General features: G+C 72.5%; 18 protein-coding genes. 14 read left to right on the top strand and 4 right to left on the bottom strand.

Annotated elements, in window-relative coordinates; genetic code table 11:
• Positions 1–63 precede the first annotated feature (63 nt).
• On the bottom strand, positions 64–492 hold the full coding sequence (locus tag H291_RS0124020; protein WP_020017576.1) for a hypothetical protein: 429 nt from the start codon (positions 490–492) through the stop codon (positions 64–66).
• Between the two features lie 515 nt (positions 493–1,007).
• Here H291_RS0124020 and H291_RS0124015 point away from each other — a divergent pair.
• From H291_RS0124015 to H291_RS34685, 6 genes are all read left to right on the top strand, one after another.
• Entirely contained in the window at positions 1,008–2,699 is a 1,692-nt protein-coding gene (locus H291_RS0124015) for a peptide ABC transporter substrate-binding protein (RefSeq protein ID WP_157237305.1), read from the top strand.
• Positions 2,700–2,852: 153 nt separating this feature from the next.
• Entirely contained in the window at positions 2,853–3,779 is a 927-nt protein-coding gene (locus H291_RS0124010; RefSeq protein ID WP_020017574.1) for an ABC transporter permease, read from the top strand.
• Positions 3,772–4,731: an ABC transporter permease gene (locus tag H291_RS0124005; RefSeq protein WP_020017573.1), complete on the top strand. Its 960-nt coding sequence runs from the start codon at positions 3,772–3,774 to the stop codon at positions 4,729–4,731. The genes H291_RS0124010 and H291_RS0124005 overlap by 8 nt, the downstream gene beginning before the upstream one ends.
• On the top strand, positions 4,728–6,473 hold the full coding sequence (locus tag H291_RS0124000; protein WP_020017572.1) for a dipeptide ABC transporter ATP-binding protein: 1,746 nt from the start codon (positions 4,728–4,730) through the stop codon (positions 6,471–6,473). The genes H291_RS0124005 and H291_RS0124000 overlap by 4 nt, the downstream gene beginning before the upstream one ends.
• Positions 6,474–6,674: 201 nt before the next feature.
• A complete protein-coding gene (gene typA, locus H291_RS0123995) occupies positions 6,675–8,618 on the top strand; it encodes a translational GTPase TypA (RefSeq protein ID WP_020017571.1) in 1,944 nt (647 codons plus the stop codon).
• 100 nt (positions 8,619–8,718) lie between these two features.
• Positions 8,719–9,930, top strand: a complete 1,212-nt coding sequence (locus H291_RS34685; protein ID WP_020017570.1) for a PIG-L family deacetylase — start codon at positions 8,719–8,721, stop codon at positions 9,928–9,930.
• Between the two features lie 169 nt (positions 9,931–10,099).
• Here H291_RS34685 and H291_RS0123985 read toward each other — a convergent pair whose 3' ends face one another.
• Entirely contained in the window at positions 10,100–10,669 is a 570-nt protein-coding gene (locus H291_RS0123985) for a hypothetical protein (protein WP_020017569.1), read from the bottom strand.
• A 56-nt stretch (positions 10,670–10,725) separates the two neighbouring features.
• On the opposite strand from H291_RS0123985, the gene H291_RS0123980 reads away from it, so the two are divergent.
• From H291_RS0123980 to H291_RS0123960, 5 genes are all read left to right on the top strand, one after another.
• A complete protein-coding gene (locus H291_RS0123980; RefSeq protein ID WP_020017568.1) occupies positions 10,726–11,124 on the top strand; it encodes a hypothetical protein in 399 nt (132 codons plus the stop codon).
• 450 nt (positions 11,125–11,574) lie between these two features.
• Positions 11,575–15,318, top strand: coding sequence for a VanW family protein (locus H291_RS32950; RefSeq protein WP_020017567.1), 3,744 nt, complete (start codon positions 11,575–11,577; stop codon positions 15,316–15,318).
• Between the two features lie 40 nt (positions 15,319–15,358).
• Entirely contained in the window at positions 15,359–16,198 is an 840-nt protein-coding gene (locus H291_RS0123970; protein ID WP_026366072.1) for a hypothetical protein, read from the top strand.
• On the top strand, positions 16,195–17,178 hold the full coding sequence (locus H291_RS0123965) for a prephenate dehydratase (RefSeq protein WP_033327916.1): 984 nt from the start codon (positions 16,195–16,197) through the stop codon (positions 17,176–17,178). The genes H291_RS0123970 and H291_RS0123965 overlap by 4 nt, the downstream gene beginning before the upstream one ends.
• Positions 17,175–18,185 carry a prephenate dehydrogenase gene (locus H291_RS0123960; RefSeq protein ID WP_232216163.1) on the top strand — a complete coding sequence of 337 codons (1,011 nt, stop codon included), beginning with the start codon at positions 17,175–17,177 and terminating at the stop codon, positions 18,183–18,185. The genes H291_RS0123965 and H291_RS0123960 overlap by 4 nt, the downstream gene beginning before the upstream one ends.
• A gap of 91 nt (positions 18,186–18,276) precedes the next feature.
• On the opposite strand, the gene H291_RS0123955 is transcribed toward H291_RS0123960, so the two are convergent.
• The gene (locus tag H291_RS0123955; protein WP_020017563.1) at positions 18,277–19,992 is read right to left on the bottom strand and encodes an FAD-binding dehydrogenase; all 1,716 of its coding nucleotides are present in this window, start codon (positions 19,990–19,992) and stop codon (positions 18,277–18,279) included.
• 9 nt (positions 19,993–20,001) lie between these two features.
• Positions 20,002–22,317, bottom strand: a complete 2,316-nt coding sequence (glgX, locus tag H291_RS0123950) for a glycogen debranching protein GlgX (protein ID WP_084468400.1) — start codon at positions 22,315–22,317, stop codon at positions 20,002–20,004.
• 71 nt (positions 22,318–22,388) lie between these two features.
• Between glgX and H291_RS0123945 the strand changes: the two genes are divergently transcribed.
• The 3 genes from H291_RS0123945 to H291_RS31495 all read left to right on the top strand — a co-directional run bounded on the left by H291_RS0123945 (position 22,389) and on the right by H291_RS31495 (position 25,571).
• Positions 22,389–23,201 (top strand): electron transfer flavoprotein subunit beta/FixA family protein, encoded by an 813-nt coding sequence (locus H291_RS0123945; protein ID WP_020017561.1) that lies wholly within the window; start codon positions 22,389–22,391, stop codon positions 23,199–23,201.
• 108 nt (positions 23,202–23,309) lie between these two features.
• Positions 23,310–24,287 (top strand): electron transfer flavoprotein subunit alpha/FixB family protein, encoded by a 978-nt coding sequence (locus tag H291_RS0123940; RefSeq protein ID WP_020017560.1) that lies wholly within the window; start codon positions 23,310–23,312, stop codon positions 24,285–24,287.
• A gap of 153 nt (positions 24,288–24,440) precedes the next feature.
• Positions 24,441–25,571, top strand: a complete 1,131-nt coding sequence (locus tag H291_RS31495) for a HesA/MoeB/ThiF family protein (protein ID WP_232216162.1) — start codon at positions 24,441–24,443, stop codon at positions 25,569–25,571.
• Positions 25,572–25,573 lie beyond the last annotated feature (2 nt).

Raw genomic sequence — 25,573 nt, 5'->3', positions numbered from 1 at the left:
ACCACCCCAGAGAGCCGGGGCGCGGGCTGCCTAACTCACCCAGCAGCCCGAGCCGCGTGAGTCTCAGGGCCCGACGTAGCGGGTCCCGACCCGGTTCACGTCGACTCGCTTTCCGAGCGGGCACGTCCCAGATGCCCTCTGGTTGTTCATGTAGGTCCAGGCGCCGTACCGCATGTACCCCTCGCCGGTGCAGCTCCACTCGACCCTGAACTCGTTCCACGGGCGGGTCACGGGGTTCGTGTCGTAGCACGATGCCCACGCGTAGTTCCGGGAGTTGGGGTTGTCGCCAGCCGTCCAACCGGTGCCGACCTTGCACGAGGTCGCCAGGATCCCGGCCGAGCTGTCAGAGGACGCGACGGCAGCCGCGCGGGCACCATCCGCACCGGTTGCAGCGGTGGCCATGACCGGGGATACCGCGACCAAGCTGGCCGCGGCCAGCCCCACGACGCACGCGATCGTGCTGACCATCTTTCCCTTGAGCTTTCCGACCATGTCGACGTAGTCCCTTCGATGTGGATGTACAACGTGGTGAGCGCGCGAACCGCAAGAGACGACAGGCCCCTCGAGGGCGGCCTTCGTGGTGTGGCCGCGCAATGTCAGCCTGGTACGCGGCATCGGCGTTGACCAGGCAGTGAACCGGCAGTTGAGCGGCAGGATGGCGCCCGTGGTGGCCGTCATGGCCGGCTGCGGACTTGCTCGAACGGCGTAGGGTGCGGTGGCGTCTTCGCCACTTGCCTCGGTGCGTGCGGGCAACGGGTGAATTTCCCGCTGGCGCCCCTCACGCCACCCGTGTTACGGCTGTGAGAACTACCTGGTCGGAACTGTTGCTGGGTGTTACCCGTGGATACCGAGATGGTCACAACTCGGTGGAGTTTCTCGGGTGGTGGTCATCGGCACGTCCGCAGAGCGGTTACGTTATTCCGTGATACCACGGGGCGCAACGAAGCGTCCGCATCGCTCCGGACGGCACCCGCCGTGCCGGGGTGTACTGCTACCCAGGAGGACACGTGACACCTCGAAAGCGACTTGTGGGGCTGGGCGCGTTCGCGCTCGCCTCGTCGCTCGTGCTGACCGCTTGCGGCGGTGGCAACAGCGGAGACGACGCGACCGGCGATGGCGCCAGCACCGGGATCGTGACGATCAGCAACGGTGAGCCCCAGAACCCGCTCGTCGGGTCGATGACCAACGAGACCGAGGGTGGACTCGTCGTCCAGCAGCTCTACTCGGGCCTCGTCTACTACGACGCCGAGGGCGTCGTGCACAACGAGATCGCCGAGTCGATCGAGTCCGACGACAACCAGACCTGGACCATCACGATCCAGGACGGCTGGGAGTGGTCCGACGGCACGCCGGTCACGGCGGCCAACTTCGTGGACGCGTGGAACTGGGCGGGCTACGGCCCGAACGGTGCCAAGGGCGCCGGCTTCTTCGAGCCCATCGAGGGCTTCGCCGAGGCGCAGGGCGTGCCCGAGTTCGACGAGGAGGGCAACGTCTCCGGCATGGCCGAGGAGCCGACCGCGGAGACGCTGTCCGGCCTCGAGGTCGTCAGCGACACCGAGTTCACGGTCAAGCTGACCCAGCCGGAGTCCGACTTCCCGATCCGCCTGGGCTACTCGGCGTACTTCCCGCTGCCCGACGCCTACTACGACGACACCGCGGCGTTCGGCGAGAAGCCGGTCACCAACGGTCCGTACGAGCTGGAGAGCTGGGAGCACGACTCCGAGATCAAGCTGGTCCCGAACGAGGCCTACGACGGCCCGCGCAAGGCCCAGAACGGTGGCCTGGACTTCATCGTCTACACCGACGAGAACACCTCGTACGCCGACCTGCAGGGCGGGAACCTCGACATCCTCGAGAACGTCCCGACCTCGGCGATGAGCACCTTCGAGGAGGACCTGGGTGACGGCGCCATCAGCGAGCCGTCCGCCAGCTTCGCGGCCATGACGGTCCCGGAGTGGCTCCCCGAGTTCCAGGGCGACGCCGGCCACAAGCGCCGTCAGGCCCTCTCCATGGCGATCAACCGTGAGCAGATCACGGAGACGATCTTCGCTGGCACCCGTATCCCGGCCACCGACTTCACGTCGCCGGTCATCAACGGCTGGACCGGTGAGATCCCGGGCAACGAGGTCACCACGTACAACGCGGAAGAGGCCAAGAAGCTCTGGGACGAGGCCAACGAGGAAGACCCGCTGCCGGACGACTACGTCCTGACGATCCACACCAACACCGACTCGGACCACCAGGCGTGGGTCGAGGCCGTGTGCAACGGGTACATCAACGACCTCGACATCAAGTGCGAGATGACCGGTTACCCGACGTTCGACGAGGTCCTCAACGAGCGCGACAAGGGCCCGGACGGCAAGGTCGACGGTCTGTTCCGTGCCGGCTGGTCGGCTGACTACCCGTCGCTGCAGAACTACCTCGGCCCGCTCTACAGCAAGGCCGCCCTGGCCGGCTCGAACGACGGCCGCTACGAGAGCGACGAGTTCGACGCCGCCCTCAAGGAGGCCGCGGCCGCGCCCTCGCTGGACGAGGCCAACGTGCTCTACAACAAGGCGCAGGAGATCCTGTTCAAGGACCTCCCGGGTATCCCGCTGTGGTACTACTCCACGACCGCTGGGCACTCCGAGAACGTGGACAACGTGGAGTTCGGCTGGGACAGCATGCCGCTCCTGTACGAGGTCACCAAGACGGAGTGACTGTGATCACGTCCGGTCCGCCGGCGTGAGTCATCACCCCAGGTGACGGGCGGGGCGCGTGAACTGCGCGCCCCGCCCTCCACTGTGCGGAGCCAGAACACCGGGCGACGTCCTGGAGAATGTTCCGCAGCCATCTACCAAGGAGACCTACGAATGCTCTGGTACATCGGACGCCGGCTGCTGCAGGTGATCCCCGTGTTCCTCGGCGCCACGCTGTTGCTGTACGGGCTGGTGTTCCTGCGCCCCGGCGATCCCGTGGCTGCACTGGGCGGCGAACGCGGCCTGTCACCAGCGGCCGAGCTCGCGATCCGCGAGGCGTACCACCTCGATCAGCCGTTCTTCATGCAGTACCTCTACTTCCTCAAGGGCGTCTTCACCTTCGACATGGGCGTGACGTTCACCGGCCGCCCGGTCGTCGACGTGATCGCCCAGGCCTTCCCGGTGACGTTCCAGCTCGCCCTCATGGCGATCGTCATCGAGACCGTCTTCGGCATCGGCTTCGGCCTGTACGCGGGTATCCGCAAGGGCAAGCTCTTCGACTCGACGGTGCTGCTCTGGAGCCTGCTGCTCATCTCCCTGCCGACCTTCGTGATCGGCTTCGTGATGCAGGCCGTCGTGGGCGTCCAGCTCGGTTGGCTACCCATCACCGCCGGCCGCGACCCCGATTTCATCAGCCTGTTGATGCCCGCGATCGTGCTGGCCACGACCTCCTTCGCCTACATCTTGCGACTGACACGGACGTCCGTCGTCGAGAACATCACGGCGGACTTCGTGCGGACCGCCCGGGCCAAGGGCCTGCCGCGGGGCAAGGTCATGACGCGCCACGTGCTGCGCAACTCGCTGATCCCGGTGGTCACCTTCATCGGTATCGACCTGGGCAACCTCATGGCCGGCTCGATCGTGACCGAGGGCATCTTCAACATCAACGGCGTCGGCGGAACCCTCTACCAGGCGATCGTCCGCGGCGAGAACGTGACGGTGGTGTCGCTGTCCACCGTGCTCGTCGTCGTCTACATCTTCGCCAACCTGCTCGTGGACGTCTTCTACGCCGTCCTGGACCCGAGGATCCGTTATGCCTGACAACCGCTACGAGAAGACTCCCCGTCCGGGGCAGGAGCGCTACGTCGCGCCTCCGGAAGAAGTCAAGGTCGGCGTGATCGACGCCGTCGACACCTCCGAGGCGCCGAGCAGCCTCTGGGCCGACGCCTGGCGCGACATGCGCCACCGGGCGCTGTTCTGGGTGTCCGCGGCCCTGATCGTCTTCGTCGTCCTCATGGCGGTGTTCCCCGGACTGTTCACCACGACCAGCCCGACGGAGTGCCACCTGGAGGACTCGCTGGGCGGGCCCACCGCGGGGCACATCTTCGGGTTCGACAAGCAGGGCTGCGACATCTACGCCCGTGCGGTCTACGGGGCGCGCGCGTCGGTCACGGTGGGCATCCTGTCCACGGTGTTCGTCGTCGTGATCGGCACCCTCATCGGTGCGATCGCCGGCTACTTCGGCGGCTGGCTCGACACCGTGCTGTCCCGGTTCACCGACATCTTCTTCGCGGTGCCGTTCGTGCTCGCCGCGATCGTCATCATGAGCCTGCTCGACGACCGGAACGCGCTCGTGGTCGCCGTGGTGCTGGCGGTGTTCGGCTGGACGTCCATCGCCCGGATCACGCGCGGTGCGGTGCTCGGCGTGAAGAACAACGAGTTCGTCACCGCCGCCAAGGCGCTCGGCATGAGCCGGGGCGCGATCCTCGGCAAGCACGTGCTGCCCAACTCGGCCGCGCCGATCATCGTCTACGCGACCGTCGCGCTCGGTACGTTCATCGTCGCGGAGGCCACGCTGAGCTTCCTCGGCATCGGCCTGCCGACGTCGACCGTCTCGTGGGGCGGCGACCTCGACAAGGCGCAGGAGTCGATCCGGATCGCCCCGGAGATCATGATCTACCCGGCGACCGCGCTCGCGCTGACCGTGCTGAGCTTCATCATGATGGGCGACGTCGTGCGCGACGCCCTCGACCCGAAGGCGAGGAAGCGATGAGCACCACGATCACCCTCACCGACGGGACCACCGAGGAAGCCCCGGTGCCCGTCGAGAAGCACGACGACACCACCCCGCTGCTCGAGATCAAGGACCTGAAGATCTCGTTCACCACGGCGACCGGCACCGTGGAGGCCGTCCGCGGCGTCGACCTCACGGTCTACCCGGGGCAGTCCGTGGCGATCGTGGGCGAGTCGGGCTCGGGCAAGTCGACCACGGCGCACGCGATCATCGACCTGCTGCCGGGCACCGGCAAGGTGACCGGCGGGTCCATCTCGTTCGGTGGGCGCGAGCTCGTCGGGCTGGGGCGCAAGCAGGTCGAGGACCTGCGCGGGCGGGAGATCGGCCTGGTTCCCCAGGACCCGATGTCCAACCTGAACCCGGTGTGGCGCATCGGCGCCCAGATCGACGAGGCGCTCGTCGCCAACGGCTTCCAGGGCGGCAAGGCGGAGCGCACCGCGCGCGTCGCCGAGCTGCTCAGCGAGGCCGGTCTGCCCGACGCCGAGCGGCGTGCCCGCCAGTTCCCGCACGAGTTCTCGGGCGGCATGCGCCAGCGCGCGCTCATCGCGATCGGCCTGGCCTCGCGGCCCAAGCTGCTCATCGCGGACGAGCCGACGTCGGCCCTCGACGTGACGGTCCAGAAGAAGATCCTGGACCACCTGGACGGCCTCACCGCCGAGCTGGGCACCGCGGTCCTGTTCATCACGCACGACCTGGGCCTGGCCGCCGAGCGCGCCGAGCACCTCGTCGTCATGTACAAGGGCCGGGTCGTCGAGTCCGGGCCCGCGCTGCAGATCCTCAAGGACCCGCAGCACGAGTACACCAAGCGGCTCGTGTCCTCGGCCCCGTCGCTGGCCTCCCGGCGCATCCAGTCCGCGCACGAGCGCGGGCAGGAGTCGGACGACCTGCTCGCCGAGCACGCGGACGAGGCGGAGACGACGGCGCCCGACGTCGTCGTGGCGAAGGACCTGACCAAGGTCTTCACCATCCGTGGTTCCCGGCCGGGTTCGCACACGAACTTCACCGCGGTGGACGGCATCGACTTCACGCTGCCCAAGGGTCACACCCTGGCGCTGGTGGGCGAGTCGGGCTCCGGCAAGTCCACGGCGGCCAACATGGTGCTGGGTCTGCTCGAGCCGACGTCGGGCACCGTCATGTTCGACGGCAAGGACGTCATGAAGATGTCCGCCAAGGAGCAGTTCGCGCTGCGCCGCCGCGTGCAGCCGGTGTTCCAGAACCCGTACGGGTCCCTGGACCCGACGTACTCGATCTTCCGGTCGATCGAGGAGCCGCTCGTCCTGCACAAGGTGGGTGACCGCAAGGCGCGCGAGGCGCGGGTGCGGGAGCTGCTCGACATGGTGTCGCTGCCGCAGGCCACCATGCGCCGGTTCCCGAACGAGCTGTCGGGCGGGCAGCGGCAGCGCATCGCGATCGCGCGTGCGCTGGCGCTCAAGCCCGAGGTGCTCGTGCTCGACGAGGCCGTCTCGGCGCTCGACGTGCTGGTCCAGGCGCAGATCCTGACGCTGCTCAACGACCTGCAGGCCGAGCTCGGGCTGTCCTTCCTCTTCATCACGCACGACCTGGCCGTGGTCCGGCAGATCGCCGACCTGGTGGCCGTGATGAAGGACGGGAGCATCGTGGAGCACGCGACCACCGACGAGGTGTTCGACAACCCGCAGCAGGAGTACACGCGGGACCTCCTGGCGGCCATCCCGGGCGCGAGCCTGGAGATCGGCGGCTGACCCGCTCCCTGTGAGTACGTGGCAGACCCTCGGGACACTCCGGTGACCCGAGGGTCTGTCGCTTCCGGGGGTGTTCACCGCACAGTGACACGGTCGACACCTGGCGATTTCGATTCGCGGGTAAGATGGGTGGTGCTGCGAGACCGGTCCGTTCGGGCCAGAGTCCGCGCCCCTGACCTCCCTTCTGGAAATGAGTGCTCCGTGACCGTGCCTGCAACCGCGCCGACCTCGGCCCGTGCGACCCGATCCGACCTGCGTAACGTCGCGATCGTGGCCCACGTCGACCACGGCAAGACCACGCTCGTGGATGCCATGCTCAAGCAGGCGGGCGCGTTCTCCGCGCACCAGCACGTGGACGACCGCGTGATGGACTCCGGCGACCTGGAGCGCGAGAAGGGCATCACGATCCTCGCCAAGAACACCGCGATCCGGTACGCCGGCCCCGCGGCCGCGGCGAGCGGTGAGCCCGAGGGCATCACCATCAACGTCATCGACACCCCGGGCCACGCCGACTTCGGTGGCGAGGTCGAGCGCGGCCTGTCCATGGTCGACGGCGTCGTGCTGCTCGTCGACGCGTCCGAGGGCCCGCTGCCCCAGACCCGCTTCGTGCTGCGCAAGGCGCTGGCCGCGAAGCTGCCGGTCATCGTCGTCGTGAACAAGGTGGACCGCCCCGACGCCCGCATCAGCGAGGTCGTCGCCGAGACCACCGACCTGCTGCTCGGCCTGGCCGGCGACCTGTCGGACGAGGTCGAGGACCTCGACCTGGACGCCATCCTCGACGTGCCCGTCGTGTACGCGTCCGCCAAGGCCGGCCGCGCCTCCACCGACCAGCCCGCCGACGGCGGCCTGCCGGACAACGAGGACCTCGAGCCGCTGTTCGCCACGATCCTCGACAAGATCCCGGCCCCGACCTACGAGGAGGGCGTGCCGCTGCAGGCGCACGTCACCAACCTCGACGCGTCGCCGTTCCTCGGCCGCCTCGCGCTGCTGCGCATCCACAACGGCACCCTGTCCAAGGGCCAGAACGTCGCGTGGGCCCGGCACGACGGCAGCCTGCAGAGCGTGAAGATCACGGAGCTGCTGGAGACCAAGGCGCTCGACCGTGTGCCGACCGACAAGGCCGGCCCCGGCGAGATCGTCGCCGTCGCCGGCATCTCGGACATCATGATCGGCGAGACCCTCACGGACCTCGACGACCCGCGCCCGCTGCCGCTCATCACGGTCGACGACCCGGCCATCTCGATGACCATCGGTATCAACACCTCCCCGCTCGCGGGCAAGGGCGGCAAGGGCCACAAGGTCACCGCCCGCCAGGTCAAGGACCGCCTCGACTCCGAGCTCATCGGTAACGTCTCGCTGAAGGTGCTGCCGACCGAGCGCCCCGACGCCTGGGAGGTGCAGGGCCGCGGTGAGCTGGCGCTGGCCATCCTGGTCGAGCAGATGCGCCGCGAGGGTTTCGAGCTCACCGTCGGCAAGCCGCAGGTCGTCACCAAGACGATCGACGGCAAGGTCAACGAGCCGATGGAGCGCATGACCATCGACGTGCCCGAGGAGTACCTCGGCTCCGTCACGCAGCTCCTCGCGCAGCGCAAGGGCCGCATGGAGACCATGACGAACCACGGCACCGGCTGGGTCCGCATGGAGTTCATGGTCCCGGCGCGCGGCCTCATCGGCTTCCGCACCCAGTTCCTCACCGACACGCGCGGTACCGGTATCGCGGCGTCGATCTCCGAGGGCTACGAGCCGTGGCACGGCCCGATCGAGTCGCGCATGACCGGCTCGCTGGTCGCGGACCGCTCCGGCAAGGTGACGCCGTTCGCCATGATCAACCTGCAGGAGCGCGGCTCCTTCTTCGTGGACCCCACGCAGGAGGTGTACGAGGGCATGATCGTCGGCGAGAACTCGCGCAACGAGGACATGGACGTCAACATCACCAAGGAGAAGAAGCTGACGAACATGCGGTCCTCGACCGCCGACAACTTCGAGAACCTGATCCCGCCGCGCAAGCTCACGCTCGAGGAGTCGCTGGAGTTCGCGCAGGAGGACGAGTGCGTCGAGGTGACCCCCGAGGTCGTCCGCATCCGCAAGGTGCTCCTGAACGCCACGGACCGCGCCCGCGCGACGGCTCGCGCCAAGCGTTCCTGACGTTCCACCGCTGAGTGCTGGACCTTCGCCCATGAACTTTCGTTCCGCGGGCGAAGGCCCAGCACTCAGTGCTTTCTCCGGGGCATCCGGGTTGCTTGCGGTGCACGCGCACCCGGACGACGAGACGCTGTCCACCGGTGGGCTGATCGCCGCGTTCGCGGCGGCCGGGCGGCCGGCGCATGTCGTGACCTGTACCCGCGGGGAACGCGGCGAGGTCATCGCCCTGCCCGGTACGACGTCGGAGGGCCGGGCCGGGCTGGAGGGCGACGGCGCCGCGCTAGGCGCGTACCGCGAGACCGAGCTGGCCCGTGCGCTCACGGCGCTGGCCGGCGGGGCGGACGGCGCGATCCGGCACTCGTTCCTGGACGGTCTTCCCGGGGTATCTGCGCAGGTAAACGGGGTTGTGGACGCTGATTCGGGTGCGTCGGCGGGGTCGGGCTCCGGGGTGGTCTCCGGCGCGGCGGACGGGGTGCGGTACGAGGACTCCGGGATGGCCTGGGTCGCGCCCGGCGTCGCCGGCCCGGCGCCCGACTCCCCGCCGACGGCGTTCGCGCGGGTGCCGCTCGACGAGTCCGCCGGGCGGCTCGCGGCGCTGATCCGCGAGTGCCGCCCCGCCGTCGTCGCCACGTACGAGCCCGGCGGCGGATACGGGCACCCCGACCATGTGCGCGCGCACGAGGTGACGGTGCGGGCACTGCGCCTCGCGGCTGATCCGGCGTGGGAGCCGGGCGACGTGCTCGCGGGGGAGCAGGACGGCGGCGTCGGGCAGCGGGGCAAGGGTGAGCACGGTTCCGGCGTCGGGCAGGGGAGTGCCGAGCCGGTTCGCGGAGGTGAGGCGGGCTCCGGCGTCGGACGGCGGAGCGAGCCCTGGGCCGGGGCCGAGCTGTGGCAGGCCGTCGCCCCGGCGGCGGAGGTGCGCGCGGCGCGCGCGACGCTCGCCGCCCTGCCCGAGGCGCAGGCCCTGGCCGCCGCCCACGCCCTCGCCCTCCCGGACCCGGCGGAGGACCTCCCGCCGTTCGCGAAGGAGGGCCTGCCCGAGTGGTCGGCAGAACGTCAGGTGGTCGGCAGCCCGGACTACCGATCATCTGACGGACTACCGATCACCCGGATCGGCCCTACCGCGCGGGTCGAGATTCGCGGCGTGCTCGGGTCGGTCGTGGGCGCGATGCGGGCCCATGCGACCCAGGTGCAGCACGCGGGCGCCCTGCCGGAGGCCGTCGGGGCGGTCGCCGGGTGGTACGCGCTGTCGAACGGGGTGCTGGCCCCGATCCTGACGACGGAGACCTACGCCGTCGTCGACCCGCTCCGCTGACCGGCAGCTGACCGGTACCCGGTAGCCCGGACACCTTTGAGGCCTAAGTTTCTTCGCTTTGCGCAGCCACAAAGCGAAGAAACTTAGGCCTCAAAGGGGATCGCCTCGCCGAGATCGGTCCGTTGCTGCAGGTCGGGCGGCGGACGGCGGGCGGCGGACGACGGCGGGGTCAGCGCTCCTGGAGGGCGTCCAGGCCGATCGCCATGGCGGTCACGAGCCGGCGGTCGAGCCGCGGGTCCTGGACGTTCACGACGTACCGGTCGCGCAGGCCCCACTTCTTCTCGACGCTGAACGCGGGGCGTCCGTCGATCACGAAGTCGAAGTGGTACGGCAGCCACTCGAGCTCGATGAGCCGCCGGATGATGGCGATCGGCAGGCTGCGCTCGGTTCCCGTCGCGACGCCGAGGCCCGGCTGCTCGACGTGCCAGGTGCTGCGCAGCAGCGACTTGGCGAAGTCCTTGCGGAACGTGCCGATCGGGGTGCCGCCCGCGTCGACGACGTCGTAGGTGGCGCCGAGGTCGACGACCTGGCGGGCCTTGAAGCCGAGCACCGCCTCCCGCTTGGTGTCGTCGGTGTAGAGCGTGACCTGCTCGCGGAACGCGACGCGCTTCTGCTGGGCGAAGGCGTAGAGGTCGCCCTCGGAGCCGTCGGGCAGCGCGCCCCGGACCTCGTACTGGTTGACCAGCATGCGGATCCGCTGTCGGACGATGAGCTGCGTCTGTGCCTGGAGGGTGTTCACCCGCGGGAGTGTTCCACATGCAGTGTGCTCCCAGCCGCATGCTGGACAATGCTCGGGTGAACTCACCCCGGCGTCCTCTCGGACGAACGATCGTCCGCACCCTGCTGGCCGTCGCGCTCGGCGTGGTGATGGGCGCCCTCGGGACGGTCGTGCACCGGTACGGGGACGACTCGCTGTACCTCGGCCTGGTGCTCGCGTTCGCGCTCACGGCCGCGGCCGGCGTGCTCGCCCGCGCCTGGGCGGGCTACGGCACGCTGCTCGGTTTCGGCGTGGGCTGGGTCGCCGCCGTGCAGGCCCTGTCGCTGCCGGGTTCCGGGGGCGACGTCGTGGTCCCGGCGGGCGTTCTCGGCATGGTCTGGTCGTACTCGGGGGTGGCGATCCTGGCGATCGTCGCGTTCCTGCCGTCGTCCTGGTTCTCCGAGGTTCCGGCACGGCGGGATCGGCCTGCTGCCTGACCTCTGCGGTTCTTCGCAGGGTGGTTCAGGATGGTGGGCAGGATTGATACGAAACCTCCACCTCGGGGCGTCCGGTACGAGGCCTTGGGCAGGATTCTCGCTGGATAGGATGCCCGCCAGGGCGATTCCGTCCAGCGGATTCGCCGCAGGTCAGGTGCGCCCTTCGGGGGACGCGGAAAGCCCGCGTCTCGGGTAGTTGCACGGAGCGTGCCGATGGGTCAGCCGACCGAGCGTGACGAACCGCTCGAGCCGACATCAGACGAGAACGCCGGGACGAATCACGCCCCGGCCATTCCGCCTCGCTTGTACCAGAAACGCCCTGGCAGCGTGCCGCGACAGGAGTCGCAACCCCCAGCACGTCCGTCGGCCACCCAGGCCGCGCAGCCCGCAGTACCGGCCGGTCGACCGACCGCACAGCCGGTTCCCCGATCCGCAGACAAGGTCGAACCCGTGACCGCTCCGGAGCAGTCCGAGCCTACGAAGGCCCAGCCCGTCCCCGCCGCACCGCCCGCGGGGGTCCCCGCCGCGCCCGAGAACGCGCCTGAGAACGGTGCGCCCGAGAACAGTGCGCCTGCGAGCGACGTCGGCGAGAGCGGCGCGCCCGCCAGTGTCGCGCCCTCGAGCGGTGCGGCCGCCGGCAGTGCGGCCGTGAACAGCGTGCCCGCGAACAGCGCCGGCGAGAGCGGCGCCCGCGAGGGCGCGCCCGCCGACGACGTGTCGGACGCCGACGCGCCTGCCGTCGGAGCCGCTCGCGGTGCCGCTGAGGCGCCCGCCGTGCCGGTCGTCGTGCCTGCCGCTGATAACTCTGGGCCTGGCGCTGACGCCCCCGCGTCTCCTGTCGCGCCCGCGGCCGCCGCGGCGTCCGTCGGTGCGGCGGCGTCCGCGGCCGAACGTTCCGGCGACTCCGCGAACGAGGCGCCGAGCACGTCCGACGCCGGAGCTCCTGCCGGTGCCGGCGAGTCCTCCGCCGGCACGGTGAACCAGGCAGAGGCCGCGAACCGGCCTGACGCCGGGGCGCCGGGTGCCGCGAACTCCTCGGACGCGGACGAGCCCGCCGCTCCTGCGACCCAGGCTGCTCCGGCGGCCCCGGTGGCCCCGGCCGCGCCCGTCGCGGGGAACCCCTCCGCTCCGAACACCCCCGCTGCGGAGACCGAGCCGGACACCGCGACCAGGTCTGAAGCAGCCGCCTCGCCTGCGGCAGCCACGCCCGCGTCCGGTGCGACCCCGGCGCCCGCCGAGACCGCGCCCGTCGAGGCCGAGTCCGCTGCCTCGGCTACGCCTGCCGCGACCCCGCCGGCGGTCTCGTCGGCAGGCGCCGCGTCCGCTGCGGCCCGGCCCGCTGCTGCAGCCCAGCCCGCTTCGACCGTGCCCGCTTCGGCCGAGTCCACCGCGACGACGACGCCTGAGTCGGCCGACCAGTCCGCGTCGGCCGCGACGACGGCTGCCCCGCCTGCGGTTCCGCCGGCCGCACCCGCCGCTGCGACGCCCGCGCCCGTTGCCGCGAAGCCCGCTACTGCTGCGGCCGCTGCTGCCGCGACGTCCGCTGCTGCCGCGTCCGCGTCGGCCGCCGGGACGCCCGCCGACGCTCCGGCGTCCGCGCCGCGTGCCGCTGATTCCGCCGCGACGCCCGCCGCCGCGACGCCCGCCGCCGCGCCGCCCGCCCCTGCGACGCCGGCGCCCGCCGCCGACGCCAAGCCGGACGCGACGAAGCCGGACGCCACCAAGCCGGCCGCGGCCAAGCCCGCCGCCGAGCCCGCCGCGACCGAGTCCGACCCGGGCACCAAGCAGGCCGCGCAGGACAAGCCCGCCGAGCCCGACGCGGACAGCCCGGACCAGGTGACCGTGCTGGAGACCGTCGTCCAGGAGCTGGCCACCCCACCGACCAAGGCGTCCAAGCCGCGCAGCGGCTACACCCCGCGCGTCTTCGCGTTCGACCGGCCGCCCAAGACCGGCGCGGCGACGAGCCAGACCCGGCCGGGCAGCATCCCGGCCGCCGGCGCCGCTGCGGCCGGCGCCGGAGCAGCCGCCGCAGCTACCGGCTCGACCCCGCCCTCCGTCTCGCCGGCCAAGCCCGGCACCCCGGGAGGCTCCGGCACGCCGGGAGCCTCAGGTACCCCGGCAGCCTCCGGCACGCCGGCCGCCCCCGGCGCCCCCGCAGCCCCCGGCACCCCGGCCGACGCCGGCGCGGCTGTCCCGCCCCCGGCGGTCCCGCTCGCCGGGCAGCCGGGCGCCCCGGGCGCCCCGGCCGCGCCGTCGGACCCGAACGCCGTGCCGAACGCGGACGGCGGCCAGATCCCGTTCCTCAAGCCTCTGACCGGAGCGATCCAGCGCGTGGCGCGACCCCTGACGAGCTGGGCGCCCGTGCGCCCGGAGGCGACGCCGTCGGCGAACGCCGCCGAGGGCCCGGGCGGCCCCGGCATCCCCGCCGGCCCGAACGGTCCTGCCGGCCCGAACGGTCCTGCCGGACCGAACGGACCCGTCGGCCCGGGTGCCGCCGGCCCGGACGGCTTCTTCGGGCTCGCCGGTGACGGCGCCCCGAGCCGCGGCCCCAAGATCGCGCTGTTCACGGTCCTGGGCGTCGTCGTGCTGTTCGCGATCTACGCCTTCTCGGCGTGGAGCGTGAGCGACACGGTGCCGCGCGAGACCACGGTCGCCGGCGTGAACGTGGGCGGCATGACCCCGTCCGAGGCGGCGTCCGCGCTGACGGAGCAGCTCGGCCCGCGCATCGCGGAGCCGATCGACCTCACGGCCGGCGAGGGCAAGGCCCAGCTCTCCCCGGAGAAGAGCGGCCTCGCGATCGACGCCGAGGGTACGGCGGCCGGCCTCACCGGCTTCTCGCTCAGCCCCACACGCATGTGGGCGCACATGTTCGGCGGTTCCGAGCAGCCGCTCCTCCTGGACATCGACGACAAGAAGTTCGACGCCGCCGTCGCGGGGCTCGAGGAGTCGCTGGCCGTGGAGCCCGTGGACGGCACCGTCGGGTTCGTGGACGGCCAGGCCGTCAAGACCGACGCGAAGGAGGGCACGCGGATCGTCGCGAGCGAGACCTCGCGCGTCATCCAGGAGCGCTGGCTGCAGGCCGAGGGCCCGTTCGACCTGCCGGTCGAGCCCGTGGAGCCGGTGATCACGCAGGCGCAGACCGAGAAGCAGTTCGCGGTCGCGCAGAAGATCGTCTCGGGGCCGGTCACGGTGTCCGTGGGCGGCCAGCAGCCCGTGCTGACGCCCGAGGTGCTCGCCGGGATCATCCGGTTCGAGCCGAAGGACGACCAGCTCGTCGCCTTCGTGGACCGCAAGGCCACGGTCGAGGCGATCGTCGCCGGCACCACGAACCTGCTGGACGACCCGTCCGACGCGCACTTCGAGTTCGCGGGCGGCAAGCCGACGGTGGTCGGCGGCAAGGCCGGAACCACGATCAACCCGGGCGGGGCCGCCAAGGCCGTGCGGATCGCCGCGACCGGTGACGACCGCGAGACCTCGGTCGAGCTCGTCGAGCAGGACCCGAAGGACACCGTCGAGTCGCTCGAGGCCCTGGGCGTCAAGGAGATCGTCTCCGAGTTCAGCACCCCCCTGACCGACGAGCAGATCCGCACCCAGAACCTGGTGCGCGGCGCCGAGATGGTCACGGGCAACCTCATCAAGCCGGGCGAGACCTTCTCCCTGCTGGAGGCGCTGGCCCCGATCACCCTGGAGAACGGGTACTTCGACGCGGGCGTGATCGAGAACGGCCGGCACGTCGAGGCCGTGGGCGGTGGCCTCTCGCAGATGGCCACGACGTCGTTCAACGCGGGCTTCTTCGCCGGGTTCGACGACGTCGAGCACCACGCGCACTCCTTCTGGTTCCCGCGTTACCCCGCGGGCCGGGAGGCCACGATCTACGTGGGCGCCAAGGACATGAAGTTCAAGAACGACAGCCCGTACGGCGCGGTCATGCAGGCGTTCGTGTCGGGCAACCAGCTGACAGTCCGGATCTGGAGCACGAAGTACTACACGGTGCAGGACAGCACGAGCGACAAGCAGAACGTCGTGCCCACCACGACGATCCACGACTCGTCGGCCGACTGCCAGCCGTACCCCGGCGGCGAGGACGGCTTCTCCGTGACCATCTCCCGCAAGGTGCTGCACGACGGCAAGGTCGTCAAGGAGAACTCGTTCAACCACACGTACAACCCCGACAACCCCGTCGTGTGCGACTGACGGTGCGGCTCTGAGGCCCGAGCGGCGGTAGGTTCGGCACATGCTTGGACGTAGCGAGCGGGAGTCTCCCGCGCACGCGGTGCTTGCCGCGCGGATGGCGGGATGGAACGACCCGGTCGAGCTGCTCGACCTCGGGACCACGGCGGACACGCTCGCCACGGTCGCGAGCATCGAGGCCCTGGCGGCCGTGGTGCACCTGGGACACCCGGAGCACCCGGCGCCGGGCCTCGAGCGCGCCCTCCTGGAGGGCGCGCCGTCGCTCATCATGACGGCGGCCGTGGCGGTGCCGGGCCAGTGGGTCTGGGTCGGCGCCGGTGCGACGGTGGGTCAGGTCGTCATCGACGAGGCGGGCATGCGGGACTGCGCGAGCGTGCTGCGTGGTCTCGGCGTGAGCCCGCGCCTGGTGCCCACCCGCACCAGCGTCGAGGAGCGCATCGCGCTCGCCGGCGAGGGCGGGTCCCTGGTGATCGAGCGGCCGCGGGTCCCGGCGGGCTTCGCGGAGCTGCCGGACAGCGCGGCCCTCGCCGAGGGCGGTCCCATCTGGTACGGGCTGCTGGAGTCCCGGGACGACTGGCCCCCGTTCACGACGCCGGCGCAGGTGTGGCTCGCGTTCGGCCCGGCCGACGACCACCTCGGCTCCCTGCAGCCCACCCTCGCGATCATCGCGGACGCCGGGCTGGACCTGGACCACCTGCGCAGCCAGCCGTCGTCGGAGGGGCCGCACGTGTTCTTCGCGTCCTTCTCCTGCCCGACCTCCGACAAGCTGTCCGTGCTGGTCGACGCCCTGACCGACCGCGGCGTCGCGCACCGCACGCTGGCCGTGCTGCCGGGCGAGTCGTTCGTGCCCGGGCCCGACACCCTGACCCCGCGGTGGGCATGACGGCGCCGGGCGGCACCCGGGTCGCGTACCTGGGTCCCGAGGGCACGTTCACCCACCAGGCCGCGCTGCAGTGGGCGCGCGGGCATGCGGCGTCCGGCACGGGGGACGACGACGCCGCCGTGACCGCCGAGCCCCTGGACACCGTCCGCGACGTGCACGACGCCGTCGCCACGGGCAGGGCCGACGTCGGCGTGGTCGCCATCGAGTCCTCCGTCGAGGGCTACGTGGTGCCGTCCCTGGACACGCTGCTGTCCAGCGCGGACGTCGTGGCCGTCGACGAGGTGGCGCTCGACGTGTCGTTCGACGCGTTCGTGCGGCCGGACCACGGCGAGCTGACCGAGGTCTCCGCGCACCCCCACGGGCTGGCGCAGTGCTCCGCTTTCGTCACGGGCACGGGGCTCGGGACCGCTCCGGCGTCGTCCAACGCGGCGGCGTGCCGCGACGCCGGGCCGGGGACGATCGCCCTGGGCCCCACGATCTGCGGGGAGCTCTACGGCCTCGACACCTACGCGACGGCGGTGGAGGACTTCCGTGGCGGCCGCACCCGGTTCCTGGTGCTGACCCGGCGCAGCGCCGCCGCCGCGCACCTGGCGCGGTCGCGCGCGGCCGGCGAGACGGACTGGAAGACGATGCTGGCCATCACCCCGTCGGTGACCGGGCCTGGCGTGCTGGCGCGGATCACCACCGCGTTCGGCGACCGGGGCGTCAACATGTCGAGCCTGATCACGCGCCCGCTGAAGGCGCAGGAGAGCAAGTACGTGTTCGTGGTGACCTTCGACGAGGCGCCCTGGGCCCCCGGCGCGCGAGACGTCCTGGGTGACCTGCTCGCCGCGGGCGACGCCCTCAAGACGCTCGGCCTGTTCCCCGCCGGCGCCGGCTTCCGGGCGCTCGACGGCGTGCTCGACCCGGACCACGTCCCGGTCGGCTCGGTGTCGGCCCAGGACGAGGCGCCGGCGCGCGACCAGGGCCTGCTGTGGTGAGCGTCGGCGTCGTCGGGCTGGGGCTGATCGGCGGCTCGCTCGCGCGCGCCTTCCAGGCGGCGGGCGTGCCCGTGGTCGCGACCGACCCGGCGTCCGGCGGCGAGGCCCGCGCGGCGGGCCTCACGGTCGCCGACGACGTCGCCCGCCTGGCCGCCAACCGGCCCGACGTCGTGGTGCTCGCCGCGCCGCTGCGCGCCATGCGGTCGGTGGCCGGCGAGCTCGCCGAGGCCCTGGCGGACGAGCCGGGCTGGGACCCGACCGTGACCGACGTCGGCTCGGTCAAGGGTCCCGTGCGGGACGCGGTCACGGAGGCCGGGCTGGGCCGGCGGTACGTCGGCGCGCACCCGATGTCGGGTACCGAGCACAGCGGTTTCGCGGCGTCGTCGGCGGCCCTGATGCAGGGCGTGCCGTGGGCGGTGACGGTGACCGGCGAGACCGACCCGGAGCGGCTGCTCCAGGTGCTGAGCCTGGTCACGGGCCCGCTGGGCGGCACGGCGGCGGTGCTGACCGACGAGCTGCACGACGAGTCGGTCGCGCTCGTGTCCCACGTGCCGCACGTGCTGGCCACCCAGCTCCTGGGCTCGGTGGCGAGCGCCCCGGTGCGCGACGTGGCGCTGCGGCTGGCCGCGGGCTCGTTCCGCGACGGCACGCGGGTGGGCCTGACGGACCCGCGCCGCACCGAGGCCATGGTCACCGAGAACTCCGCGTGGGTGGCCCCCGTGCTGCGGCTCGCGGCCCGCGACCTGGAGCGGCTCGCGGACGCCCTGGACTCCAACGCGCCCACGCACTGGTTCTTCGACCGGCCGGAGCCCGTGCGGGAGCGGATCCGCCCCGGCGGGACGGCGCGTGTCACGGGCCTGCGACCGGGCGACGGCGCCGACGTCGCGGGCGCCCCGGACGTCGAGTCGGTCCCGCTGACGGGCGACTGGCCCGCCGCGCTCGTGGCGGCGTGCTCTCGGGGCGCGGTGCTGGTGGCCCTGGACCAGGGCCAGGCGCTCCTCCGCTGACTCCGTCGGGGTGAGCGGCGGCTCATCAGGCCGGAGGCGACCGTAGACCGCCGGGTAACGGTCGCCTCCGGCCTGCTGAGTGCCGGCTCCCTTACAGAGAAGCAGCCAAGGCGCGGCCCGTCGTCCGGCCCGTGAAGAGGCAGCCCCCCAGGAAGGTGCCCTCCAGCGCGCGGTGCCCGTGCGAGCCGCCACCGCCGAAGCCCGCAGCCTCGCCGACGGCCCAGAGGCCCTCCAGGACCTCGCCGTCGGGCGTCAGGGCGCGGCCGGTCTCGTCGCACCACAGGCCGCCCAGCGTCTTGCGGGTCAGCACCGACAGGCGCACGGCCAGCAGCGGCCCGTCCTGCGGGGCGGTCAGCGCCCGCGGCGGCGAGACGCGGATGGTCTTGTCCACGACGAAGTGCCGCGCGGCCGCCGTCGCGACGACCTGCGGGTCCTTGCCCAGACCGGTCGCGACCTGGGCGTCGCGGGCCGCGATCAGGGCGGCCAGGGACTCCCCGTCGACGTGCCCGCGAGACCCTTCCGTGGCCTCCGTCAGCGCGTTCATCTTCCCGGCGAGCTCGGCCGGGGTGTCGGCCCAGAGGAACTCCTCCGACTGCTCGGCGAAGGTGCGCACCGGCACCGAACGGCCGCGCACCCGCTCCAGGAGCAGCGGCACCGACTTGCCGGTCAGGTCCGGGTTCTGCTCGGAGCCCGACAGCGCGAACTCCTTCTCCATGATCGTCTTGTTCAGCACGAACCAGGAGTGGTCGTCGCCGCGGGTGGTCACGTGCTGGAGCGCGCCCAGGGCGTCGAACCCGGGGAACAGCGGGCCCGGCAGCCGGTTGCCGTCGGCGTCGAGCCACAGCGAGGACGGCCCGGGCAGGATGCGGATGCCGTGCTGCGTCCAGACCGGGGAGTGGTTCGCGATGCCCTCCGGGTAGTGCCACATCCGGTCCTCGTGCACCAGCGCTGCCCCGGACGCGGCGGCGACGCCCAGCATGAGCCCGTCCGTGGAGTCCGGCACGCCCGACAGCATGCGCCCGGGCAGGTGCCCGGCCTCCGCGGACCAGCGGGCCCGGGCCAGCTCGTGGTTGGCGCCGATGCCGCCGCTGGCGATCACGACCGCCTGCGCGGACAGCTCCACCTCGCCCGTCACGGTGCGGCTGGACGGCTCGCCGCGCCCCGCGTCGTCGTCGGCCAGGACCTCGGCGCGCACGCCCGTGACCCGGCCGTCGGTGACCACCAGGGAGGTGACCCGGTGCCGGAAGCGCAGGTCGAGCAGCCCGGCCCGGTTGCCCTCGTGCGCCGCGGCGACGAACGGCTCGACGACCGCCGGGCCGGTTCCCCACGTGACGTGGAAGCGCGGCACCGAGTTGCCGTGCCCGCCGGCGGGGTAGCCGCCGCGCTCCGCCCACTGCACCAGCGGGAACCAGCGCACGCCCTTGGCGTGCAGCCAGGGCCGCAGGTCGCCCGCGGCGAACTCGACGAACCCCTTGGCCCACCGGTACCCGAAGCGGTCCGGGCCCTCGCCGCGCTCCGCGCCGAGATCGAACTGCGCCGAACCCAGCCAGTCGGAGAACGCGAGCTCGGCCGAGTCGCGCACCTTGAGCCGGCGCTGCTCCGGCGAGTCGACCAGGAACAGCCCGCCGAACGACCACCAGGCCTGCCCGCCCAGCGAGGCGGCCGGCTCCTGGTCGAGCAGGACCACGCGCTTGCCCGCAGCGGTCAGCTCGGTCGCCGTCACCAGGCCCGACAGGCCCGCGCCGATGACGATGACGTCGGTGTTCCCCGTGGTGGCAACGTCTTTGTTGTGGACGGAGTCAGTCATGTGGGCACTCTAGCCAGGACGGTCCCCCTGCGACAGCAGCACGTTGATGTTCAGTGCGTCCAGCGTCACCGACGTCCGCGGGCCCCGCTCGTCGTCGGGCACCCCGGGGGCGTCCCACGCGGAGTCCCAGACCAGCTCCCAGGGCGCCGCGCCGTCGCGCGGCGGCAGCGTCATCTCGACGTCGTCCAGGCCGCCGTTGATGACGAGCAGCACGTCGGCGTCGCCCGCCGCCGGGCCCGGCCGCAGCATCTGCAGCACACGCCGCCCGGGCTGGTTCCAGGTGTCCACCTCCATGGGCGCGCCCGTCTCGGAGTACCAGAGCAGGTCCGGGTCCGTCTCGTGCGGGCGGGGCGAGCCCAGGTAGAACGAGTCCGCGCGCAGCGCCGGGTGCTCGCGCCGCAGCGCCAGCAGGTAGCGCGTGGTCTCCAGGAGGTCCGTGGCGGCGTCGTCCACAGCCCACCGGATCCAGGACGTCTCGTTGTCCTGCACGTAGGCGTTGTTGTTGCCGCCCTGGCTGCGGCCCAGCTCGTCGCCCGCCGTGAGCATGGGCGTGCCCGCCGCCAGGAGCAGCGTGGCCAGCAGGTTGCGTTGCGACTTGCGCCGGGGCGGCACGATCGCCTGCCACGGTTCGGTGGTCGCGTCGTCGCCCGACGACGTGTGGCCCTCGATGCCGTGGTTCCACGACAGGTTGTTGTCCGAGCCGTCGCGGTTGTCCTCGCCGTTCGCCTCGTTGTGCTTGTGGTCGTAGGCGACCAGGTCGGCCAGCGTGAAGCCGTCGTGCGCCGTCACGTAGTTCACCGACGCGACCGGGCCGCGCACCAGCGGCGGGTCGCCCGGCCCGAACAGGTCGGCGCTCCCGGCCAGGCGCGTGGCCAGGTCGCGCAGCCCGCGCATCTCCTGCCCGCGCACGCCCTGCTTGGGCGCGTCCAGCCAGAACCCGCGCGCGGCGTCGCGGAACCGGTCGTTCCACTCCGCCATCGGCGGCGGGAACGAGCCCGTCTGCCAGCCGCCCGGCCCCACGTCCCACGGCTCCATGACCAGCTTGAGGCCGGACAGCACCGGGTCCGTCTGCAGGGCCACCAGGAACGGGTGGTCCGGGTCGAACCCCACGTTGCCCCGGCCCAGCGTCACCGCCAGGTCGAACCGGTAGCCGTCCACGCCCACGGTCTGCGCCCAGTACCGCAGCGAGTCCAGGGCGAGCTGGATCACCCGCGGACGCCGGAAGTCCAGCGAGTTGCCCGTGCCCGTGACGTCCGCGAGCGCGGCCGGCGAGGCGCCGTCGTGCAGGTAGTACACCGGGTTGTCCAGGCCGCGCCAGGCCAGGTGCAGGCCGTCGTCGCCGCCCTCGCAGGTGTGGTTGTAGACAACGTCGAGCAGCACCTCGATGCCCGCCTCGTGCAGCAGGTGCACCATGCCGCGCACCTCGTCCAGCACCGCCTCGGCGCCCTGCTCCTGCGCGGCCCGGGTCGCGTACGCCGCGTTGGGCGCGAAGAAGCCGAGCGTGCTGTAGCCCCAGTAGTTCGTCAGCCCGTGCGCCGCGAGCCGCGGCTCGGCCACGCTCTTGTGGATCGGCAGCAGCTCCAGCGTCGTCACCCCGAGGCTCTTCAGGTGCTCGACGACGGCCGGGTGCGCCATGCCCGCGTACGTGCCCCGCAGCTCCTCCGGGATGTCCTCGCGCAGCATCGTCAGCCCGCGCACGTGCGCCTCGTAGACCACCGTCTCGGCCCACGGCACGCGCGGCCGGGTCAGGGGAGGGGGCGGCGGCAGCTGCCCGACGACGACGGAGTGCGGCACGTACGGCAGCGAGTCGGTCTCGTCCGGCGCGCCGTACGGGTCGCCGAGCCACCAGCCGTCCTCGCGCTCCGTGCTCACCGACCCGACGACCTCGGGCCCGTACCGCAGCCGCCCCGCGAACCCGCGGGCGTACGGGTCCACCAGCAGCTTGGCCGGGTTGTGCCGCATCCCCGCGCGCGGCTCCCACGGCCCGTACACTCGGAAGCCGTAGCGCTGACCAGGAGCGACGTCCGGTACGTGCGTGTGCCAGACGCCGTACACCGGGCCCACCATCTCGAACCGGCGCTCGCGGTAGCGGGCCGGGTCGTGCTCGTCCAGGGCCGGGTCGGTGACGTCGATCAGGCACAGGTCCACGGCGGTCGCGTGCGACGCGAGGACCGCCGCGTCGATTCCGCCGTCGGGCGTGACGTACACGCCGAGCGGCGGCACGTGGCTGCGGCGGGCCGTGGGCCGGATCAGCGGCCGGACGACCGGGCGGGGCACCGGGTCGCCCGGGGCCCGCTGCGGTTCTGCACGTCGTGACTGCGACATATGCACCATGGTCTCAGGCCCGCCTGTGGACCGGATCCGTCCCACGCCGCCGGACGACGTACGGTTACCCCATGCGCATCGTGGTCACCGCCAAGTACGTCCCGGACATCAACACGGAGCGTGGTTTCTCCGAGGGCCGCGTGGTGCGCACCGCCGGGGAGGGCACCCTCAACGAGCTGGACGAGAACGCCATCGAGGCCGCCCTGCGGCTCGTCGAGGCCGAGCGCGAGGCCGGCCGCCTCGGGGCCGGCGAGGGCGAGGTGGTCGTGGTCACGATGGCCGGCCCCGACGGCGACGTCGCGCTGCGCAAGGCGTTCCAGCTCGGCGTGGACCGCGGCATCCGCGTGTCCGACGACGCCCTGGCCGGCTCCGACTACTTCGGCACCGCCGCGGTGCTCGCCGCCGCCGTCCGCAAGCTCGGCGAGCAGGCGCCCGTCGACCTCGTGGTGACGGGCATGGCCGCCCTGGACGGCCTGGGCTCCGTGGTCCCGACGCTGCTGGGCGCCGAGCTGGGCCTGCCCACGCTGAACCTCGCCAAGAAGGTCGAGCTGGCCGACGGCGTGCTGACGATCACGCGCGAGATCGACGACGTCACCGAGTCCCTGACCGCGCCGCTGCCGGCCGTCCTGTCCGTGACGGACGGGGCCAACCAGCCGCGGTTCCCCGGGTTCAAGCTCATCATGGCGGCGCGCAGCAAGGAGATCGAGGTCTGGTCGCCGGCCGACCTCGGGTTCGACCCCGCCGTCGCGGGCGCGGCCGGTGCCCGTACCGAGACGCTGTCGGCGGCGCCCCGCCCGGCGCGCCCCGAGGTGGAGCTCGTCACCGACAAGGGCGAGGGTGGCGTGGCGCTGGCCGACTTCCTGATCCGCAACGACCTGGTCTGAGCCGGAGGTGAGGCGAAGGGTGGGGGCCGAGGAACGAGGCACGCGCCCGCAGCCGAACCGCAGGCTCAGACCAGCAAAGACAGAGCTTGAGCGCTCCGAGGAGACATGATGACGAACCGCACCGTCCTGGTCCTGCTCGACCCCGCGACCGAGGTCCGCACCAGCACGCTGGAGCTGCTCACCATCGCCCGCGCCCTGGGCCGGGTCGAGGCAGTCGCCCTGGAGGCGCCGACCGTCGAGGTGCTGGCGCAGCTCGGCGCGTACGGCGTCGAGACCGTGCACCAGGCGGAGCCCGCCCGCGCCGGCTCGTGCGTGAGCGGCGACGAGCTGCACCTGCCCGCCGTCGTCGCGGCCGCGCTGGCCGCCGCCGTGCGCCTGACCGACGCCGACGTGGTGCTGCTGCCCACGTCGTTCGCCGCCAAGGAGGCCGCCGCCCTGGCCGCCCACGACCTGGGCGCGGGCCTCGTCATCGACGCCTCCGCCGTGCGCGACGTGGACGGCCGGGTCGTGGCCGGCAAGCGGGTCTTCGCCGGCTCGTGGGACACCGAGTGCGCGGTGACGTCCGACGTCGCCGTGGTGACGGTCCGCGCCAACTCCGCGGTCGCGCAGCCCGCGCCGGCCGCCGTCGAGCCGGTGACCGAGGGCTACGCCGTCGAGGTCGCCGCCTCCCCGGTCACGCTGCTGTCCCGGACGGTCAAGGCCGACACGAGCGGCCGGCCACCGCTGGACCAGGCCGCCGTCGTGGTGGCGGGCGGGCGCGGCACGGACGGCGACTTCGGTCCCGTCGAGGACCTCGCGGACGCGCTCGGTGCCGCCGTCGGCGCGTCCCGCGACGCGGCGTTCGAGGGCTGGTGGGACTCGTACGTGGGGCAGACCGGCGTCACGGTCGCCCCGCGCGTGTACATCGGCGCCGGCATCTCGGGCGCGCCGCACCACCGGGGCGGCATGCAGGCGTCCCAGGTGATCGTCGCCGTGAACAGCGACCCGGAGGCGCCGATCTTCGAGATCTGCGACTTCGCCGTCGTGGGGCAGCTCGCCGACGTGCTCCCGCAGGCCGCGGCGGAGATCCGCAAGCGCAAGGGCTGAGGCCCGGGGCAGCCCGGCCCGCTCTCCTTCGAGGCCTAGGTTTCTTCGCTTTCGGCTGCCGCAAAGCGAAGAAACCTAGGCCTCGAAGGGGAGGGCGCCAGGAAGGTGTCAGGACCCCCTCCGAGGTGGTGGAATGACGTGATGGAGCCCTTCGTGATCCCCGCAAGCGGGCTCGGGCCCGCCGAGCGACGCCGGGTCGCGCGGCACCTCCTGCTCGACGGCTTCGGCCTCGCCGCCCAGGAGCGCCTCGCCGCGTCGCGGGTGGTCGTCGTCGGCGCGGGCGGCCTCGGCTCGCCGGTGCTCCAGTACCTCGCGGCTGCGGGCGTCGGCACGCTCGGCATCATCGACGACGACGCCGTCGACGTCTCCAACCTGCAGCGCCAGGTGCTGCACACCGCCGCCGACGTCGGACGCGGCAAGACCGAGTCGGCCGCCGACGCGCTGCGCGGGCTGGCCCCCGACGTCGAGGTGATCGCCCACCGCGAGCGGCTCACCAGGGACAACGCCGGCGCGATCCTGGCCGGCTACCACCTGGTGGTCGACGGCTCCGACACGTTTGAGACGCGCTACGCCGTGTCCGACGCCGCCACGGGGCTCGGCCTGCCCGTCGTCTGGGGCACGGTGCTGGGCTGGGACGGGCAGGTCAGCGTGTTCTGGTCGGCCGCGCCGGACGGGCGCGCGATCACCTACCCCGACGTGTTCGGCCCGCAGCCGCCCGAGGGGGAGTCCTGCGAGACGGTGGGCGTGCTGAGCCCCGCGTGCGGCGTCGTCGGCTCGACCATGGCGGTCGAGGCCGTCAAGCTCCTGACCGGCACGGGGGACCCGGCTCTGGGCCGGCTGCTGGCCTACGACGCGCGCACCTCGGGATGGGACACGATCGAGCTGGCGGCGCCGGCGTCGTCCGCTGAGGTGGCCGGTTCGGAGGCGGCTGCCGCCGCGCCCTCCGCCGTGGCCCCTGCCCCGGAATCCTCGGCCGCCGCTCCGGGTGCCGCAACGGTCCCCGATCCGACGCCGCCCGCCGACGCCCTGCCGCCTGCCGACGCCCTGCCGCCCGCCGGCGTCCTGCTCCTCGACGTCGGCCTGGTCCCGGGCGCGGTGCCCGGTGCCGTCTTCGCACGCCTGGAGGACCTCGCCGCCGGCCACTTCCCGGCCGAGCTCCTGGACCACCCGGCCGACGCCCCGGTGGTCGTGGTGTGCGAGCGCGGCCTGCGCTCCCGCGGAGCCGAGCAGCTCCTGCGCGCGGAGGGCTGGCTGGACGTCACGAGCCGCGCGCTCGTCGGCTAGCG

The organism is Promicromonospora sukumoe 327MFSha3.1 (genome assembly GCF_000385135.1).
Classification (GTDB): Bacteria; Actinomycetota; Actinomycetes; order Actinomycetales; family Cellulomonadaceae; genus Promicromonospora; species Promicromonospora sukumoe_B.
The sequence above is the reverse complement of the archived record's forward strand: the minus strand, read 5'-3'. Positions and strand labels throughout refer to the sequence as shown.